The organism is Sediminibacillus massiliensis (assembly GCF_900156915.1).
GTDB classification, from domain to species: Bacteria; Bacillota; Bacilli; order Bacillales; family Amphibacillaceae; genus Sediminibacillus_A; species Sediminibacillus_A massiliensis.
The window spans coordinates 1,758,590-1,775,806 of sequence record NZ_LT732535.1; the positions used below are offsets into that span (position 1 = coordinate 1,758,590).

At 40.7% G+C, this 17,217-nt stretch carries 21 protein-coding genes; 8 read left to right on the plus strand and 13 right to left on the minus strand.

All coding sequences use genetic code 11. The annotated features are described in order from the left end of the window. Positions 1-78: 78 nt before the first annotated feature. A complete protein-coding gene (locus CZ434_RS09635; protein ID WP_077622941.1) occupies positions 79-636 on the plus strand; it encodes a hypothetical protein in 558 nt (185 codons plus the stop codon). Between the two features lie 106 nt (positions 637-742). Here the strand turns inward: CZ434_RS09635 and CZ434_RS09640 are convergent, their stop codons facing one another. The 4 genes from CZ434_RS09640 to CZ434_RS09655 form a co-directional block, all read right to left on the minus strand. Then, on the minus strand, positions 743-1,255 hold the full coding sequence (locus tag CZ434_RS09640; protein WP_077622942.1) for a GNAT family N-acetyltransferase: 513 nt from the start codon (positions 1,253-1,255) through the stop codon (positions 743-745). A 57-nt stretch (positions 1,256-1,312) separates the two neighbouring features. Next, a complete protein-coding gene (locus CZ434_RS09645; protein WP_077622943.1) occupies positions 1,313-2,458 on the minus strand; it encodes a PstS family phosphate ABC transporter substrate-binding protein in 1,146 nt (381 codons plus the stop codon). Between the two features lie 126 nt (positions 2,459-2,584). Further along, positions 2,585-2,737, minus strand: coding sequence for a small acid-soluble spore protein SspO (sspO, locus tag CZ434_RS09650; RefSeq protein WP_077622944.1), 153 nt, complete (start codon positions 2,735-2,737; stop codon positions 2,585-2,587). A 50-nt stretch (positions 2,738-2,787) separates the two neighbouring features. Beyond that, on the minus strand, positions 2,788-4,449 hold the full coding sequence (locus CZ434_RS09655; protein WP_281252257.1) for a ribonuclease J: 1,662 nt from the start codon (positions 4,447-4,449) through the stop codon (positions 2,788-2,790). A 315-nt stretch (positions 4,450-4,764) separates the two neighbouring features. Here CZ434_RS09655 and CZ434_RS09660 point away from each other — a divergent pair, with 315 nt between their 5' ends. Continuing rightward, positions 4,765-5,355, plus strand: coding sequence for a cell wall hydrolase (locus CZ434_RS09660; protein WP_077622945.1), 591 nt, complete (start codon positions 4,765-4,767; stop codon positions 5,353-5,355). Positions 5,356-5,409: 54 nt separating this feature from the next. Here CZ434_RS09660 and CZ434_RS09665 read toward each other — a convergent pair whose 3' ends face one another. The 7 genes from CZ434_RS09665 to CZ434_RS09700 all read right to left on the minus strand — a co-directional run bounded on the left by CZ434_RS09665 (position 5,410) and on the right by CZ434_RS09700 (position 9,023). Then, on the minus strand, positions 5,410-5,874 hold the full coding sequence (locus tag CZ434_RS09665; protein WP_077622946.1) for a DinB family protein: 465 nt from the start codon (positions 5,872-5,874) through the stop codon (positions 5,410-5,412). A 95-nt stretch (positions 5,875-5,969) separates the two neighbouring features. Next, positions 5,970-6,434, minus strand: a complete 465-nt coding sequence (locus tag CZ434_RS09670; protein ID WP_077622947.1) for a helix-hairpin-helix domain-containing protein — start codon at positions 6,432-6,434, stop codon at positions 5,970-5,972. A gap of 56 nt (positions 6,435-6,490) precedes the next feature. After that, positions 6,491-7,078 (minus strand): hypothetical protein, encoded by a 588-nt coding sequence (locus CZ434_RS09675; protein WP_077622948.1) that lies wholly within the window; start codon positions 7,076-7,078, stop codon positions 6,491-6,493. 50 nt (positions 7,079-7,128) lie between these two features. Beyond that, entirely contained in the window at positions 7,129-7,638 is a 510-nt protein-coding gene (locus CZ434_RS09680) for a GNAT family N-acetyltransferase (protein ID WP_179107234.1), read from the minus strand. Positions 7,639-8,020: 382 nt separating this feature from the next. After that, positions 8,021-8,452 carry a GNAT family N-acetyltransferase gene (locus CZ434_RS09690; protein WP_245830958.1) on the minus strand — a complete coding sequence of 144 codons (432 nt, stop codon included), beginning with the start codon at positions 8,450-8,452 and terminating at the stop codon, positions 8,021-8,023. A gap of 42 nt (positions 8,453-8,494) precedes the next feature. Continuing rightward, positions 8,495-8,728 (minus strand): DUF3953 domain-containing protein, encoded by a 234-nt coding sequence (locus CZ434_RS09695; RefSeq protein ID WP_077622951.1) that lies wholly within the window; start codon positions 8,726-8,728, stop codon positions 8,495-8,497. Continuing rightward, entirely contained in the window at positions 8,721-9,023 is a 303-nt protein-coding gene (locus CZ434_RS09700; protein ID WP_077622952.1) for a hypothetical protein, read from the minus strand. The genes CZ434_RS09695 and CZ434_RS09700 overlap by 8 nt, the downstream gene beginning before the upstream one ends. 134 nt (positions 9,024-9,157) lie before the next feature. On the opposite strand from CZ434_RS09700, the gene CZ434_RS22140 reads away from it, so the two are divergent. Then, positions 9,158-10,456, plus strand: coding sequence for a polysaccharide deacetylase family protein (locus CZ434_RS22140; RefSeq protein ID WP_179107235.1), 1,299 nt, complete (start codon positions 9,158-9,160; stop codon positions 10,454-10,456). Positions 10,457-11,366: 910 nt separating this feature from the next. On the opposite strand, the gene CZ434_RS09710 is transcribed toward CZ434_RS22140, so the two are convergent. Further along, positions 11,367-11,936, minus strand: a complete 570-nt coding sequence (locus CZ434_RS09710; RefSeq protein ID WP_245830959.1) for a GrpB family protein — start codon at positions 11,934-11,936, stop codon at positions 11,367-11,369. Between the two features lie 337 nt (positions 11,937-12,273). Between CZ434_RS09710 and qoxA the strand changes: the two genes are divergently transcribed. From qoxA to qoxD, 4 genes are all read left to right on the plus strand, one after another. Then, positions 12,274-13,194, plus strand: a complete 921-nt coding sequence (gene qoxA / locus CZ434_RS09715; protein WP_077622953.1) for a cytochrome aa3 quinol oxidase subunit II — start codon at positions 12,274-12,276, stop codon at positions 13,192-13,194. Between the two features lie 67 nt (positions 13,195-13,261). Next, positions 13,262-15,229 carry a cytochrome aa3 quinol oxidase subunit I gene (gene qoxB / locus CZ434_RS09720; RefSeq protein WP_077622954.1) on the plus strand — a complete coding sequence of 656 codons (1,968 nt, stop codon included), beginning with the start codon at positions 13,262-13,264 and terminating at the stop codon, positions 15,227-15,229. Beyond that, a complete protein-coding gene (gene qoxC, locus CZ434_RS09725) occupies positions 15,207-15,815 on the plus strand; it encodes a cytochrome aa3 quinol oxidase subunit III (protein ID WP_077622955.1) in 609 nt (202 codons plus the stop codon). Before qoxB ends, qoxC begins: the two co-directional genes overlap by 23 nt. A gap of 1 nt (position 15,816) precedes the next feature. Continuing rightward, a complete protein-coding gene (gene qoxD, locus CZ434_RS09730) occupies positions 15,817-16,101 on the plus strand; it encodes a cytochrome aa3 quinol oxidase subunit IV (RefSeq protein WP_077622956.1) in 285 nt (94 codons plus the stop codon). A gap of 55 nt (positions 16,102-16,156) precedes the next feature. Here the strand turns inward: qoxD and CZ434_RS09735 are convergent, their stop codons facing one another. Further along, positions 16,157-16,402 carry a hypothetical protein gene (locus CZ434_RS09735; protein WP_245830960.1) on the minus strand — a complete coding sequence of 82 codons (246 nt, stop codon included), beginning with the start codon at positions 16,400-16,402 and terminating at the stop codon, positions 16,157-16,159. A 447-nt stretch (positions 16,403-16,849) separates the two neighbouring features. On the opposite strand from CZ434_RS09735, the gene CZ434_RS09740 reads away from it, so the two are divergent. Next, positions 16,850-17,038, plus strand: a complete 189-nt coding sequence (locus CZ434_RS09740; protein WP_077622958.1) for a DUF4083 family protein — start codon at positions 16,850-16,852, stop codon at positions 17,036-17,038. The last annotated feature ends 179 nt before the right edge of the window (positions 17,039-17,217 follow it).

Consider the following 17,217-nt stretch of genomic DNA (forward strand, 5'->3'; position numbering starts at 1 on the left):
TGCCAGCGTACTTCATCCCCCTAGTCTGAAGAAGGGAACATTGCGGTTAGCAGCTCCGGCAAAAATGAGGGAATTAATATGACGGGACATTATGTCTATATTATGCTTTCTGACACAGGCACACTCTTTACAAATCTTATAAAAAAATATACGAAAGCTCCTTATAATCACGCTTCTCTTTCTTTTGATCCGGAACTTAAAGAGATGTACAGTTTCGGTCGGAAAAATCCCAACAATCCTTTCAACGGCGGATTTGTCAGAGAGGATATTTTTGCAGGAACATACAGTAAATATCAGGATACTACTTGTGTTATTTACAAACTAGAGGTAACAGAACGCGATATAAAGAAACTAAAACGTGTCCTTGATGTGTTTATTAAGAATGGAGATAAATTCCTGTATAATCTGTTGGGGATTCTTGGCGTCACCCTGAATGAACCAGTCGAGTTCAGCAATTCCTACTTTTGTTCTCAATTTGTTGCAGAGGTCTTAAGTCGTTCGGGTATTAAGCTGTGGGATAAGCTGCCTGCCCTGGTTACACCTGAAGACTTTCGGAAAAATGACCGTCTTCAGCTGATTTATGAAGGAAAACTATTTGAATTCGCACCAATAAAACAACAAATGAGCAAAAGATAGCCATGCTGCTCAATTACGTCAATTTAGTAATCTCCCCCAGCATCCTCACTATCATTGCCCCTACATCCAAAATAAAGGAAGCTGGCCTGTCAGCCAGCTTCCTTTATTATCCGTCAACAGGATTTTCCGGTCCATTCAGGTGTAACTGATAAAAAGCCAGATCAAGCCACCTGCTGAATTTATATCCTGCATTTTTGATTGTCCCCGCATGGACAAATCCGAATTTCTTATGGATATCAATGCTTTTTTCGTTTTCTGCATCGATTCCCGCAACAAGGGTCATATATCCTCTTTCATTGGCAATTGCTATTAACTTCTCCAGCAAGGAAGAACCGATGCCTTTTTTACGATAGGCACTATCAACATAAATGGAATGTTCAACAGCGTATTTATAAGCCGGCCAGGCCCGAAAAGGACCAAACGTTGCAAATCCAGCCACCCTGTTTTCTACTTCATATACCAAGACAGGATAACCATCTTTCATTTTCTGCTCGTACCACGCTTTTCTGCTGTGAAGGCTGTGTGGATGGTAGTCATAGACAGCGGTAGTATGTATGATTGCTTCATTGTATATTCTTAGTATTGCTTCTAAATCTTTTTCCTGCATTTGTCTGATCATGAAAAATTCCTCCCGATGTTCCATTATAACAAATTATCATGCACCCGACTTTATCTTTCACTTGATCGGTATATATCCTGTTTTATCCACAATTTCCTGACCTTGGGAGGAGGTCATCCAATTAATAAAATCTTCAACATGTGGATTATCGTTTTCCCTTGTTATAGCGTAGAACTTGTCAATAATGGGATAGGTTCCATTTTGGATATTCTCCTTTGTCGGTGAGACACCATTGACAGCTATATAGTCGATTTTTCCGTTTTGAACCATGTCTTGTGAAAAGTTTCTGAACGAGAAACCCATCGCATTTCTTCTGTTTTGAAATTCTGCCGTTTCCCGGATAACTCCGCCCATTCCAGAAACAATTTCCTCTGCAGGTGCGTCCATCAATGGAACACCATCCATCACATTAATCAAAGCAGATTGACTGCCACTGCCTTCAGGACGCTGAAATGCTTTGATTTCTTGATCGGCACCGCCTACTTCATTCCAATTGCTTATTTCACCGGCATAAATATTCTGGATTTGTGTCAAGGTAAGTTCTTCAACAGGATTGTCTTTATGGACAAAAAACACAAATGCCTCCCTTCCGATCGGAGTCATTTCCAGATCCACACCCTGCTGTTCCGCCCGTTTTTGCTGTGACTCTGACGGCTCAGCCATGAAAATGATATCAACTTCCCCGGCCAATAAACGGTCAAACGAATTGTTCGTTTGCGTGGAGACGACCTCGCTTTCTTCCAACGGATACATTTTTTCCGGATAAACAGCTTGAACGAAGCTTGCATAGACCGGATATAGAGCAGTCGCTCCATCGAGAACCGGCAAATCTTCTTTGATTTTTAACGTAGAAGCTTCATCAAGTGTTACTGCTTTGCTGCCTTCTGAAAACGGCCGGTAGTCGGATAAGTCAAAATCCTGGGTACTGACAATTTCCAAACTTTCCAGATACGCCTGATAACCTTCATACAACGCGACAGCAAGTACACAAATACAAACGATAAATATTGCTGAAAGTCTGTATGCTTTTTTCTTTAACTGACCATAAATAGCCAGAATGATGATAATAATCAAACCTGCCGTAACAGCGGCAAAGTAAGGAGCATAGAATTGCCCTTCCACTGAAAGAGCAGCAATAACAGTCACGCAAAAACCGAAAAAGCCGATCGCAATAACAGTGAGCACGGACCCAAAAAACTTCATGATTTCCCCCCTGATATAAAGCTATTCAAGTTACTATTTTATCAGAAAAATCATACGGCGGGAGCCATGCCAAGACAATATAAACCCCAGGCGTAAACTGCCCGGGGCTCACGTGTAACACATGCCTTATTGTCTTTTTTTCGTCTTTTTATTATTTTTCTTTTCATTCTGGGATAAAGGTTCGTTGGCAAATTCATGATCAAATTGCTTAGATAATTCTCCTCTTACCGCTTGTTCATCACTCATGCCATCTGTGTATTTGTTAGGTTTCTTTCCCATACTTGAGACACCTCCCTTACATTTCCTTAACTATTGCCAGTCCCATATGTTCAGACTTCAATAATAATAGGAAGAATCATCGGCTTTTTCTTCGTCCGCTTGAACACAAATTTACCGACCGATTTTTTCACTTCTTGTTTTATTTCACTCCACTGGTGTTTATCTCTTACGGATAACTCATTGACTGCATTAGTAATTATGTTGTTTATATCATGCAAAAGTTCTTCAGAATCCCTGATATAAACAAAACCTCGAGAAATAGTGTCCGGGGGAGTGACAAGGCTTTTGTCCGTCTTGTTCATGGTTAACACGATGACCAGCATACCATCCTCCGATAGCTGTTTCCGGTCCCTTAATACGATATCCTCCACATCATCTATCCCAATACTATCCACATATGTGTTACCTGATGGAATACTTCTTGTTTGGCGGGCACCTGTCTCCTTAACATCGACGACATCTCCATTGTTCAGGATAAACATATTTTCCGTTTCGACACCGACAGATTCAGCCAGCATGCAATGATGGTGCAGCATGCGGAACTCGCCGTGAATCGGAATAAAGAATTTCGGTCTCATTAATGTAAGCATGAGTTTCAAATCCTCTTGATAACCATGACCGGATACATGCATCCCGGAAGAACTGCCAGAACCATAGATGACCTTTGCCCCTAATGAAAACAAATTATCGACTATCTTGGTGACATTCCGTTCATTGCCAGGAATTGGACCGGCCGCGAAGATGACGGTATCACCAGGAAGGACGTCGACCCCCCTAAAATTTCCCGTAGACAGGCGGGATAGGGCTGCAAGTGGTTCACCTTGGCTTCCTGTACAAAGGATGGCGACCTGCTCCGGAGAAAGCTTGTCAATCTCGTCTTTGTCGATCAGCATGCCATCCGGGACATCCAAATAACCACGCTCCATGGCTACATCGACCACATTTACCATGCTTCTGCCCAGCAACGACAGCTTCCGGTTCGTTTTCTTTGCAGCACTGACCACTTGTTGAACACGATTAATGTTGGAAGCAAATGTGGACAGAATTACTTTGCCTTCCGCCTTCATAAATGCTTCTTCGACATGTTCTCCTACCATTTGTTCAGAAGGCGTCGCCCCGGGACGCTCGGCATTCGTACTTTCTGATAATAATAGAAGGACCCCCTCCTTCCCTATTTGTGCCATCTTATGAATGTCCGAATGTTCGTTATTGGCCGGTGTTAAATCGAATTTAAAGTCACCGGTATGTACAATGTTGCCTTCCGGAGTTCTGAAAACTATTCCAAGACAGTCGGGGATACTGTGGTTAACCCGGAAAAATTCCAGGCTTAACTGATCAAATTCCACAGTAGTATCTGCATTGATTTCCACTAATTCTGTTTCCCGGAGAATTCTGTGCTCTTTCAATTTCAATTCAATCAAGCCCAACGTAAAGCGAGTCGCATAAACCGGAACATTTATTTTCTTCAGAAAATACGGCGTCCCGCCGATATGGTCTTCGTGACCGTGTGTGACGATCAGACCCCGGACTTTTTCCTTGTTCTCCAACAAGTAAGTCATATCCGGAATGATCAAATCAATTCCCAGCAAGCTTTCGTCCGGGAATTTGTTGCCACAGTCAATAACCACAATCTCATCTTCATGTTCGATTGCATACATGTTTTTTCCAACTTCATTCAAGCCGCCTAAAGCAAAAATGGATACATCGCTCAAAATTACATCCTCCTACTATCCATAATATGCGTTAGTATGTCCTGCTTTGTTTACTTTATTTACCTTTTAACAGTTGTTTTGGCTGAGCGTAACACTTCTGTAATATTGTTAAAAACCATCCTTTATTCTCCATAGCATGATTTTATTGGAAGAGTTCAAGGTCAAGGAAAATATTACCATGTTTAACAATCGACCTTTATTTAGCTAGCATCTACCCTGATAATAGATTGATAGTCATATTTTGGTTAATGAATAACCATGTTACAACTGCTAGCCTTTTTAGTAGACAACAAGTTTACTAGGAGGCAATGAAAGATGATCAATTGGAAAAAAGCACTTATTACTGTAGTACTATCACTTGGAGTTTTGTCTGTACCATTGAATGTTGACGCCCAGTCATACACGGTAAAAACAGGAGAATCCCTTTGGAAAATTTCCAATAAATTCGGTGTTTCTCTTTCCAGTGTTCAAAGAGCCAACAACTTAAAAGGGGAAAAAATTCTTCCCGGACAAACATTGGATATCCCTAAAGCTATTACTGCAAAAGAAAAGCAGCTGATGGCAAAGCTAGTTCACGCAGAAGCAAAAGGGGAATCTTACGCAGGGAAAGTGGCGGTCGCTACAGTAATCTTAAACCGTGTCGATCACAAAGACTTTCCTGATACTGTAGCCGGGGTTGTTTATCAAAAGTATGCAGGTAAGTACTATGCATTTTCCCCGGTGGAAAACGGCACGATCAACCAGCAGGCGGATGCGGAATCAGTAAAAGCCGTTAATGAAGCTATTTCCTTCAGAGGAAAAGGCCAAGGATCACTGTTTTTCTATAATCCTGTCACCTCTACAAGTGATTGGATATTCGGAACAGAAACAACTATCACAATCGGAAAACACCGTTTTGCAAAATAATCAAAACAAGCCTGTCTCAGAGTAAACGAGACAGGCTTGTTTTTGATTATAGAGTTATTCAAACATGGGAACACCTGGATCCTTTTGGTAACAGTGAACTAGTATCGCGTGCAATTGGCCTCTGTGATGATAGAGATGTGAGAGTATTTCCAACAACCATTCGTATCTTGTATAAGTTACTCCCCAATAGGAAGTTCTTTCTGTCAGAAGCTCCTCTACCGTCAGTTTTTCATAGTTATTTTTAAGGGATTCAAAATTTTCTACCAACCCATTCTGTAAATCATCTATCGTCTTATAGGAAACGCCGGCATAGAAATCCTCCATCTCCTCTTGAGTTGCCTCGTTTGAAATAAGCCAGTCAGCCGCACAAATCGATGCAATGTGCTCTAACAGTTCTCCGACTGAATATTTATTTGCTGTTGGTCTTTTATGTAAATCCACTTCATCCAATTTGCTGGTAATTTCGAGAATAGTTTCAACCGCTTTGTTTATTTGAAGTAACACACTTTCACGATTCATAAACGCCCCCCTGAGTTTCTCTTCTAAGATTTTTGCTTTGTATGGAGTGACTGTATATATTAGAGAAATTTACATAACCATAAAATGCACGTTTACTATGCCTCATACCAGGCTTTCTCGGGCCGTGAAGATGGATAGCCATATTTTCCTCTATATAATTTCCGTTCTTGTGTAAATTCGAACCACTTCTTTCGACTATCCGGGTGGTTTGCATGGTGAATGATACACATGATTTGATCTTCCACACAGGAATCGGTCCAACAACCAAGTTTGGTTTCCAACTTATGAAACACATCAACCCAATTTTCTTCTTTGAGTTGACTGAGATCGTAATATCCAAGCTCATTGACCAACTTGTCTGCCAATTCATAGCCAATCGATGGTAACTGCTGAAACGTTGCTAAACCTTTTAATGTTTTGGCTCTTACAAAAGAAACATCTATGTACTCCGCAATCTCTTCAACTTTTAATTGATGTAAATCACTCATCCTTATTTTGCTTTTTCTAAGCAACAGTTTCTCCTGATTAGTTAACGGCAGTTTGGGTCTTTTTTCAGGCATGTCTGTTCCTCCATTCCATGAGTTAGAAAGAATAGCTAATAACAATAGCCTCTACATCATTCGCTGAATTTTCCTTTAACCAGGTAAACCACGTCATACTCTTTTAATTCGCCAATATTACCTTCGACATCCTTATAAAAATCCTCCGAGAGAGAACTCATTGCCCCTGTGTCACCCTTCAAACAAATACTGGCCAAAACTACCTCTTCCGAAATATCGATATCTGGATTGGTCCCCCATGTCACAGCGGTATCCTTTTCCAGCATCATTTCAGTGTTACTAACAGTTCCTGTAGAACCATCACTGCTGATACTGATATGAAACATAGACTCAGCACTATTCTCACTGCTCTTCGAACTGGCAAAGATGATGGAACCTTTGTCCTTCACTTCGGTAGATATATAACTTACTTTATCATCCGTCAATTTGCCTGACTGATACTTTTCCACCCAAACAGATGCCTGATGATAGTGTTCATCCATGTTAAAATCAAACACAAAGGATTGCTCGGAAGTCGTCGAAAGGATTACCTTTTCCCTTTCAGTCAATTCAGCATTGATTATCGTATTCTCATCAAGTTTATTTGTTGGCTCATCACAAGCCGTTAAAGCAAAAAACAGCAGGATGAAGAACCATTTCTTCATATAAATCTCCCCGATTCAAATTCTTTCATTCTCGTTTGGTGTCTATTGATTTAACAGTGATCCCGTTCCACCTGGACATCCGCCCTTATTTTCTTAGACATATGGATGAACTTTACAGGATAACCGCTAAACTCAACAGAGGATTCTTCTTTCATCGCAACAAATCCCATTTTTTCATAAAACGACAAATTTTCATTACCTTTTAAAATATTCAAGGTAATCCGCTTAATGGATGGAAAATAACCAATTCCTGTCTCTATTAATTCCTTGCCGATTCCCTTTCTTTGACTGTAAGGGTGGACATATAATGCCTCCAGATGGACTCGACCGTATTTTTCTTGAGAAAGAAATGCGTAACCCTTGATTTCATTTTGTACGACCGCCACTAACATCAGGCTGTTCTCAAACCGTTTGTTCATCGCAGCAGCTGAATAGGCTTGTTTTAATGTTTTTTTCTGGATATGTAACGGAATCAACGCTTGGTATGTATCTTTCCAGGTAATCGCTGCTAACTCTTTTATAGCAGAAAGGTCTTTTCTTTCTAATTCCCTGATTAACATTCTACTGCCTCCATACAGGTTTTTAGGAGAGTTCAATACATCCTCCATGAGGATGCTAACCTAAAAAGTCCATTACGGCTCGAAGGATCTGCATTCAAATTTTCAAGTGCGGCTACAGACCCGATCAGCCTCTTCTATTCTTCCTTTCAGTTATGACATAATTTGCCAGGAATATACCGAGAACAGCACTGGTAAAAGAGATTATCACTCTAAACTCGGTCGATGTGGGAAACCAGTAATAGAAAGGGAATGTGATGACAGCGACCGTCAAAAATATAAAAATTCCTCTAAAAATGGAATTCAATCTTATCCCTCCTTGAAGAATATAACCATATACCGTTGCCAACCTTCTGAGTATCTCTATTAGGATTTAAAATCGTCTTCATTTGGCTAAACTTTTATAAAATCCAGTCGCTTTCCCTTCAAACCCTCTGCTGATATAAAATTGGTGTGCTTTTTTTCTTTCTTCGCGATTGCCGCTGTTCAGTACTAATTTGGAGGCTCCTTGTGACTTTGCCCATTCTTCTGCAGCCTTCATTAGGCTTTCGCCAATCCCTTGGTTTCTATATACAGAATGGACAACTAACGCAACAATGCGTACATAGCTTTCATTTTTCTCATATGGCAAACCCTTCATCATTCCTACCATGCCAGCAACTTTTCCGTCATGCTCTGCAATAAAAGTACAATATAAGGGGTTAGAATGAATCTTCTTAAACCTTTCACGCATCTCATCTACCGTTGTCGGATAACCAAGCTCCCCCATCAAATCAGCCAGTTGGTCCACGTCTTTTTCTACTGCCTTTCTGATCACTGCACCAAAACCTTTCTTTTCCCCGTTGATAACCCGGGAGTATTAAATCAAAAATCCCTGCACCGCTGTATAAAAAACAAACAGGGATACTGCCACGCACGCATAACCCCAAAATCCTTTATTGTTTTTCCGCATTTCTCTTAACCCGGCTGTGAACACCAACGCCCCAAGCGCTGACATCATATATGGCATGATTTCGAAACTTTGAGTGAACAAGCTATAACCTGATAAAGCTATGACCACAATGGATAAAACCAAATTAATTATTTTAAGCAATTCGATTACCTCGTTTCTGTAGCTCTTTTAATATCCTGCTGGTAAAAAATATTCCTTTACCCATTCTACCAGCTTTTTCGAGGTGACACGTCCCTCTATCCAGATACCTTTTCCTATCTATACCCGAAAGATCAAGCATATGTGTTACATACCCTGCTTCCAAGTGTTCAGCAATGTTGAGTCCTTTATTTCCTGAGAAACCACCGGCCGGCAGGAAAATAACCCGGTACCCTTCACCTGCTTTTTCTACGAAATAATCATATAAAAGGTTACAGATACTGACTACCTTCTTCATCATCCGACTTAATTAATGTTAACATATGGAAGACAGGAATATTTAAACTTATCTGATTATTTCAGATATATACTTTACAAGGATTCATCCTCGTCTTACTCATATGTAGAAAGGATAAATGGACGGTGGTCTTCATGCGGAACTCTATCAAACTGAATCTATTGATTTCTCAAGGATTATTCATTGTTTTCTTGCCATCATGGCTGAATTTTACCAGGTATCTTCATCCGATTGTGATCGGGGTGGTATGGATTTGTTACACCTTAGCAGCGATATATATTGTGTACAGATTGGCCCAAAAAAAGATGGAAGTGAAAGCCGGGGCGATGCATGCCAGTATCTCAATATATGGTTTAGCCTTACTTGTCTTGTTATTTTTCAGACCTAGTGATCAAAGTTATGGAAGTGTCAACCTGCTTCCATTCGAAACAATAGGGTTTTATTTGTCAGGGGAAGTTAATTGGTTTATAGCCATGTACAACCTTGCTGCCAATATCGGCTTGTTTGTCCCTTTTGGACTATACTATCGATACATTTATGGAAAACTTGGCTTAAAGCGACTGCTATCCATTTGTACAGCTGCTATTATAATGATTGAATGCACCCAGTTTTTCACAAGGCGTGGAAGCTTGGATGTAGATGACTTGATTCTCAATATTACCGGTGTCGTTATCGGTTATTTCCTTTATTCTTTAAGCAAAGAGGTGTTTATAATGAAGAATAGTAGACGACAAAGTGAGAAACCTTTTGAATCAGGACCTGAAAACATAAAAATACCTGCTTTATGTTATCACGTTATATCGCCTTCTCCTGATCCGGATAATTTATACCAACTGAGCCTTTCGAAATTCGAAAGACAAATAGATTATCTAGCGGAAAACGGCTATACAACGCTATTATGTACGGAATATCTCGATATGTTAAATGGAAAGATTCCCGTACCGTTAAAACCGATATTGCTTACGTTTGATGATAATACAAAAGATTTTTATCCTTATGCTTTCCCACTTTTAAAGGAACACGGTATGAAAGCAACGCAGTTTACAGTCACCGACTGGATAGATCGAGAAGCAAATATGGCAGCAAGCGAATTGAAAGAAGTGATGGATCATGGAATAGAGGTTCAAAATCACACAGCAAGCCATCCCTATTTAAGCGGGCTGGATAAACAGGATAAAAACATGGAAATAACGACAGCGGGAAATACCCTTGATTCTCTTTTGAACATTCGAGCGGATTTTTTTGCATTCCCTTATGGCGATTATGACCAGGAAACCATCTCTACACTTCAAAATTCAGGAATAAAAGGAGCATTTACTGTGGCAGGTGGCCTTGGTACATATCAAAGCAATCCATATGAACTGCCCCGAATTGTCATCCTGAATGGAGATACATTAGAAGACTTTCAAAGGAAAATACATACCGGATTCTAAACATCAGACAAATGGGCAGTATTTACTTGTTGATTTGAGATTAGATATTAATCTATTTCTTAAGTATTACAGTTGAGGCAAACTGCGACATAGTTCTCAGTGCGGCTTCCTTCCATCCTTTTCGAATTGAGTGGTAGTCCAGCGCTGTGGAAAAATACTCCCTTTCCGGGGGCAGCACCTCAGCCTCCTCGTGAGCAAAGTGCACTCACTGCGGGGTCTTCGGAAGCTGCTCTTCCCCCAGGAGTGTCGCATTTTTCCTTCGCTTTGGATAGATTTCTGATCAAATGACAAATAGTCTTATAAAATGTCTAACAGGGGATATTACCAACCCAAAATACAGAGAACTCCTAATAGCGTAGGCAGAACACTTCGCTTTTAGATTTTTTCTGAATACTGGCTAAGGAATATCCCATGTTAAACAAATCTAGGACCATTTCCCACTTGATTAGATGTTCTATTCAAAGCGAAGGAAAAATGCAGACTCCTTGAAATGTAAAGGTCAATTTTCTGCGGTGTAAATGAATGGATGTCTTTTCAACATTCTGAAGTACCAGAACCAGGAAGTGCTGTAACCGCAAGAGTCAACTTGTTCTGCCTCTCGTTACGTAATATTTTTCTCCATTCTTGTTAAGGAGACAATGATAGATACATTTCAGGATCACTTCTCATCTAATCAGAAAACTATACCGAGCTGCGGAAAAATGCGAGACTCCAGTGGGAAAGGAACAGTCTGAAGACCCCGCAGCTGGTGCATTTTCCAGCGAGGAGGCTGAAGCGTTCCCCATGGAAAGCGAGTATTTTTCCGCAGCGGCGGTTTACCACTCAATCCGAAAAGAATGGAAGGAAGTCACAAAAAAGTTATGTCGTAGTTTATGGTATTTGCGCTGTAGTTTACATAGGCTTTTTAAAATTATATTTTTTTATGATCTTTGTTTAAGAAGGAACCATCGGTATTTCTTTTCCACTCAAGCGCTTTTTGTTCCAGTTTTTTCATGAAAGCGTCTTTACCATTGCTGTAACCCTCAATGTCTTTAGGAAACTTATTAGCAAGATGCTCCTTCAAATTCCCATACTCTATCCTTGCGCTTTCATGGTCTTGAAGATAATCACGGACAGCAAGATGACGCTCGATTTCAATGTTGTTATCATATTGAAAAATATGTACTTGATGTGTCCTGTTTTCCCCACCTTTACGAAAATATCTTCTATTGTTAATCCCGAATTCTCCAAGTGCCTCATAACCTATATTCCTCATCTCGTCATTAAGAGCATCCACATTTTCAAGTTTTTTGACAGTCGGCATGATATCGATGATTGGCTTCGCCTTTAAATTTGGCACAGCTGTACTCCCAATATGATGGATATCAACGCATTCTTCTTTTAGTATTTTCCGAATTAATTTTGCTTCCTTTTCAAACATTCCGACCCAGTTTTGCTTATACGCCGAAACGTTTATATTCATTCTTCGATTACCAATCATGAAAGACCTCCCCCAATCTTATAGTAATCTAATCTATCAAATTAAACTCATTGTATCGGGACGGGGTAAGCCTTAAACCAATTCCGCCCGATTCTATAATTCCCAGATTCTGCCTTGGAACAGTTAGTGCCAGTAAGATTCCCCTTTATTGGCAACGTTTATCAATTAAGTGAACAATTCGTGACATTTTGGTCTTTCAATTCATGAACTCTTTGTGACAAACATCACATATAATTGTTTTTTTCCGTATACGGGATTAAGATTAGTAAATGAATTGATCATGTACCGCTTTTAAGCCCATGATACATGCTATTTAAACAGAGAAAGGGGTACCTCCATGAAATTGAAAGGCTCATTATTAGTGTTGATTTTCACAGTAATCACTGTGTTAACTGGCTGTGAACCTTTAATGGTCCTGGATCCAAAAGGTCCGCAAGCTCAAACACAGGCAGATGTCATCCTTTTATCTATTGGTCTCATGTCGTTTATCGTTATTGTCGTGTTTGCTATGCTGGCATACATGTTGATCAAATACCGCGCATCTAAACAGAAGGAAGATTATGAACCGCCACATATTGAAGGGAATCCAATTGTTGAAGGTATTGTGGTTGGAATTCCTATTTTGATTGTTGTGTTTCTCTCGATTGTATCAGTACGAAGCAACTACCTTGTTGAAGCAACACCTGAAGGCTATGAAGATAAAGAACCTTTAACTATTTATGCTACTTCTTCCAACTGGAAATGGCATTTCAGTTACCCGGAAGAGAATATCGAAACAGTCAATTACTTATATATCCCGACTGACAGGGCTTTGGAATTCAAACTTTATTCCCAGGGTACTATCACAAGTTTCTGGATTCCGCAGCTTGGCGGACAGAAATATGCTATGTCTGATATGGTGACAACTCTTCACCTAGCCGCAGACGCACCTGGAGAATATATGGGAAGAAACGCCAACTTCAATGGAGAAGGCTTTGCGGAAAATACGTTTAATGTTAATGCTGTTCCACAAGATGAATTTGATGAATGGGTAGACGAAGTTCAGGAAACAGCCGATCCGATTACAGAAGAAAAGTATGATGAATTGGTTGAGCCTGGTCATCTTGGTCAGCTGACTTTCACTGGTACACACTTAGAGTTTTCTCCGGCACCTGAAGGTCATCACCACGGAAGCAGCAGTGAAGACTCAGAAGACTCGGAGTCACACGGGGAAGAACACAGTGAGACAGATGAACACTCTGAACACAGCGGCCATTAGTTTTCTATTAAACATTTTGGCCATGGTTTTATAAATCCGAGATATTTCCTGAAAGGAGTAACAAAGGATGGATTTTTTCAATAGATTTGCCATACCTCATCCTAGTCCGGCGATTTATGCATCGATGGTGGCAATCGCACTCACCAGTATTGCGATAGTCGTCGGCATAACATATACCAAAAAATGGGGCTACTTGTGGCGCGAATGGCTGACAACAGTAGACCATAAACGAATTGGGATTATGTACCTTATATCCGCTTTGCTGATGCTTTTCCGCGGAGGGGCAGATGCAATCATGATGCGGGCGCAAACAGCCGTTCCTGAAAATACATTGCTGGATTCACAGCATTATAATGAAATCTTTACCACACACGGAGTCGTCATGATTCTGTTTATGGCGATGGCTTTTATTACAGCCTTGATGAACTTCGTGGTTCCGTTACAAATCGGAGCGCGTGACGTTGCGTTCCCACGTTTGAACGCATTAAGCTTCTGGCTTTATTTCTTCGGAGCGATGTTGTTCAATATTTCTTTCGTCGTCGGCGGTTCGCCTGATGCTGGTTGGACTTCCTATTTTCCGCTTGCGGGAAATGACTTCAGCACATCAGTCGGGACAAACTACTACATGCTGGCGATACAGATTGCAGGTCTTGGTACCCTGATCACCGGTATTAACTTTACGGTAACCATTTTGAAAATGAGAGCACCAGGCATGAAGTTAATGAAAATGCCAATGTTCACATGGTCGGCTCTTATCACAAACCTGATTATCGTCTTTGCATTCCCTGTATTGACAGTGGCTCTTGCAATGGGAACAATGGACCGTCTATTCGGAACACAATTCTTCACCACTACAAATGGCGGTATGGATATGCTTTGGGCCAACCTATTCTGGGTTTGGGGACATCCGGAAGTATATATCTTGATTCTGCCGGCATTCGGTGTGTACAGTGAAGTTATTTCCACCTTTGCCCGCCGTAATCTATACGGGTATAAGTCCATGGTGATTTCTATCGTTCTTATTTCCCTGCTCTCCTTTGTGGTGTGGGTACACCATTTCTTCACAATGGGACAGGGAGCGATGGTTAACAGTATCTTCTCGATTACCACAATGGCAATTGCGGTTCCGACCGGTATTAAGATATTTAACTGGCTGTTCACCCTTTGGAAAGGGAAAATTACGATTACGACGCCTATGCTTTATTCACTAGGTTTCATCCCGATATTCACTATCGGCGGCGTCACTGGTGTTATGCTCGGTATGTCGGCAGCGGACTATCAATACCATAACACCATGTTCTTAGTAGCACATTTTCACTTGGTGATTATTCCTGGTGTCGTGTTTGCAATGATTGCCGGTCTTACCTACTGGTGGCCGAAAATGTTCGGGTTTATGCTGAATGAGCGTATTGGTAAATGGGCATTCTGGTTCATTTCTATCGGTACTTGTGTCGCCTTCTTCCCGATGTTTATCTCAGGGCTTGATGGCCAGGCACGCCGTATGTACACCTATTCGGAATCTACAGGATTCGGACTGTGGAACATGATTTCATTTGGCGGGGCGATTATGCTTGCCATCGGTTTCGTGCTGATCGTGTACAACATCTATTACAGTACCCGTTATGCTTCCAGAGACATCAGTGCAGATCCTTGGGATGCACGTTCTCTTGAATGGGCGACTGCAACACCTGTACCGGCATACAACTTCGCGATTACACCTGAAGTGAATTCCAGTGAAGCGTTCTGGGATTCCAAGAAGAACGGCCACAAGCTGTTTAAAGGCGGCTATAAAGAAATCCATATGCCGAATAACAGCGGCATGCCGTTCATCATGGGAGTTATTTTCTTTGTTTTAGGATTTGCGCTGGTCTTCAGCATATGGATCCTTGCAATTGTAGCATTGCTCGGAATTTTTGCTTGCATGGCACACCGTTCGCTAGAGCAGGATCATGGCTACCATATCTCGGCGGAAGAATTACGAGAATCAGAAGAACTAATAGGAGGTGCCCAACATGAAAGCAACTCACGCTCATAACCAGGCACAACCTCTTGAATACAGTACAGAACAAAATAACCTGAATATATTGGGTTTCTGGATATTCTTAGGAGCGGAAATCATGCTCTTTGGTACGCTTTTCGCATCCTATTTCACATTGGAAGGCCGTACAGGAAGCGGTCCTTCCGGTGCGGAAATTTTTGAAATAACCCCTGTTTTATTTGAGACCCTGATCCTTTTGACCAGTAGTTTCACAATCGGTCTTGCCGTCCATGCAATGCGTATTAAACGAAAAAAAGCGACGCTTGCTTTTCTCGCAATTACCCTGCTGCTCGGTCTAGGATTCCTGGGAATCGAAATTTTTGAATTCATGCATTATGTGCACGTCGGTGCCGGCCTGCAAACAAGTGCATTTACGTCCATCTTGTTAACGACATTAGGAACACACGGAGCTCACGTTACGTTCGGATTGTTCTGGGGAGCGTTTATCTTCGCACAAATTAAAAAGCGTGGATTGACTCCTGAAACGGCCAATAAATCATTCATTTTCTCTCTTTACTGGCACTTCTTAGATGTTGTCTGGATCTTTATCTTCAGCTTCGTCTACTTGAAAGGAATGATGTAACATGAAAGAACTATTCCCGGCTAAACAAGTGATGGGCTTTGTATTTTCATTGGTTTTGACAGTTGTTGCCTTGTTGGTGTATTTCCTGGATATGTCGTTCACAACAGGGATAACCGTCCTATTGATTACGGCATTCATCCAGGCAGGACTTCAGCTTGTCGTATTTATGCATGCAGGGGAAAGCGAGGACAAAGGGTCGATTTATACGAATATCTTTTACGGATTCGCTATTGCCCTGTTAACTGTCTTCGGTACGCTTCTCGCAATGATTTGGGGTTACGTATAAAAATAGATATAGAAACAGAAATGAGCGTCCTATTATAGGGCGCTCATTTTTTAAATTATTTTTTGGCAAATGGTATTACATTATCGGTTGAAGTAATACTTGCTTCGTTTTCCGTTTTTTCCAACATCTCTTCCGTTGTCTTAAAGAACACACCCATGAGAAAGATAAAAACGGCACCCATGATTGTTCCTATTCCTACTCCTGTCCAGTTGTTGGAAACGTTACCAAAAGTACCTACCAAGAAAGTGATAATCCCTATCGTCAAAATGATTGGGCAAACAATGCTTACTGCTTTAATCAATTTATTTCCTGCCACCATCTCATTTCACCGTCCTTTTAATTATATTATTCACTATGTTCACAAATTTGTCAAAGTATATTTGCCTTTTGTTCACAAATAAATCATAAATACATATTGAAATATGCTCTTAGTTATGAATTCACTTTTTATGGTATGTTTAAACCTGTGAAAGTTATTCCACCGACAATCAATAAATGCAGACAATCCCTGATACTTTTCATTTCAATTCCTAGAGGGGAAAAAGGAATGACCGTGTACAGCCACATATTAAAAGTAAGGGTTGTCGAAACCTGCAGCTGCTTTGCTAACTAAAAAAAGCCGCCTCCAATATTTGGATTGCGGCTTTTTGGTCTCAGATTGATTGTGTTAAAATTAAATACAGCAATACAATAAAACACGCCAAGTTAACTTGAATACTGCTCCTTGTAATGAAAGGTGGAAAAGATTATGGACCTGACTTCTTCGCTATTTATCTTGATTGTTTTAGTTCTTCTCATATTGTTCACAATTTCTTTGGCTCTCTTCATTCGCAGAATACTTCTTAATTCTTATAGTAAAAGGAACGACCTATTGGTAATAGAAGAGAAATTGGACAAAATCATCGACCTGCTTGAGAAGAACCAAAAAAAGGAATGACTATCGCCTGCATGAGAGCGTCCAATTGATTGCCAGGAAACTCGTCTTGTCTTCTACTATAGAATGACCATTTGTCACACAAGCCGCCTTGGCTTCTCTATAGGAAAGGTAATGGATGCTTATCCCAATCGCCAAAAAAATTAAAACGATACAACCAGTTAGTCGAAGTCTGGATTTGA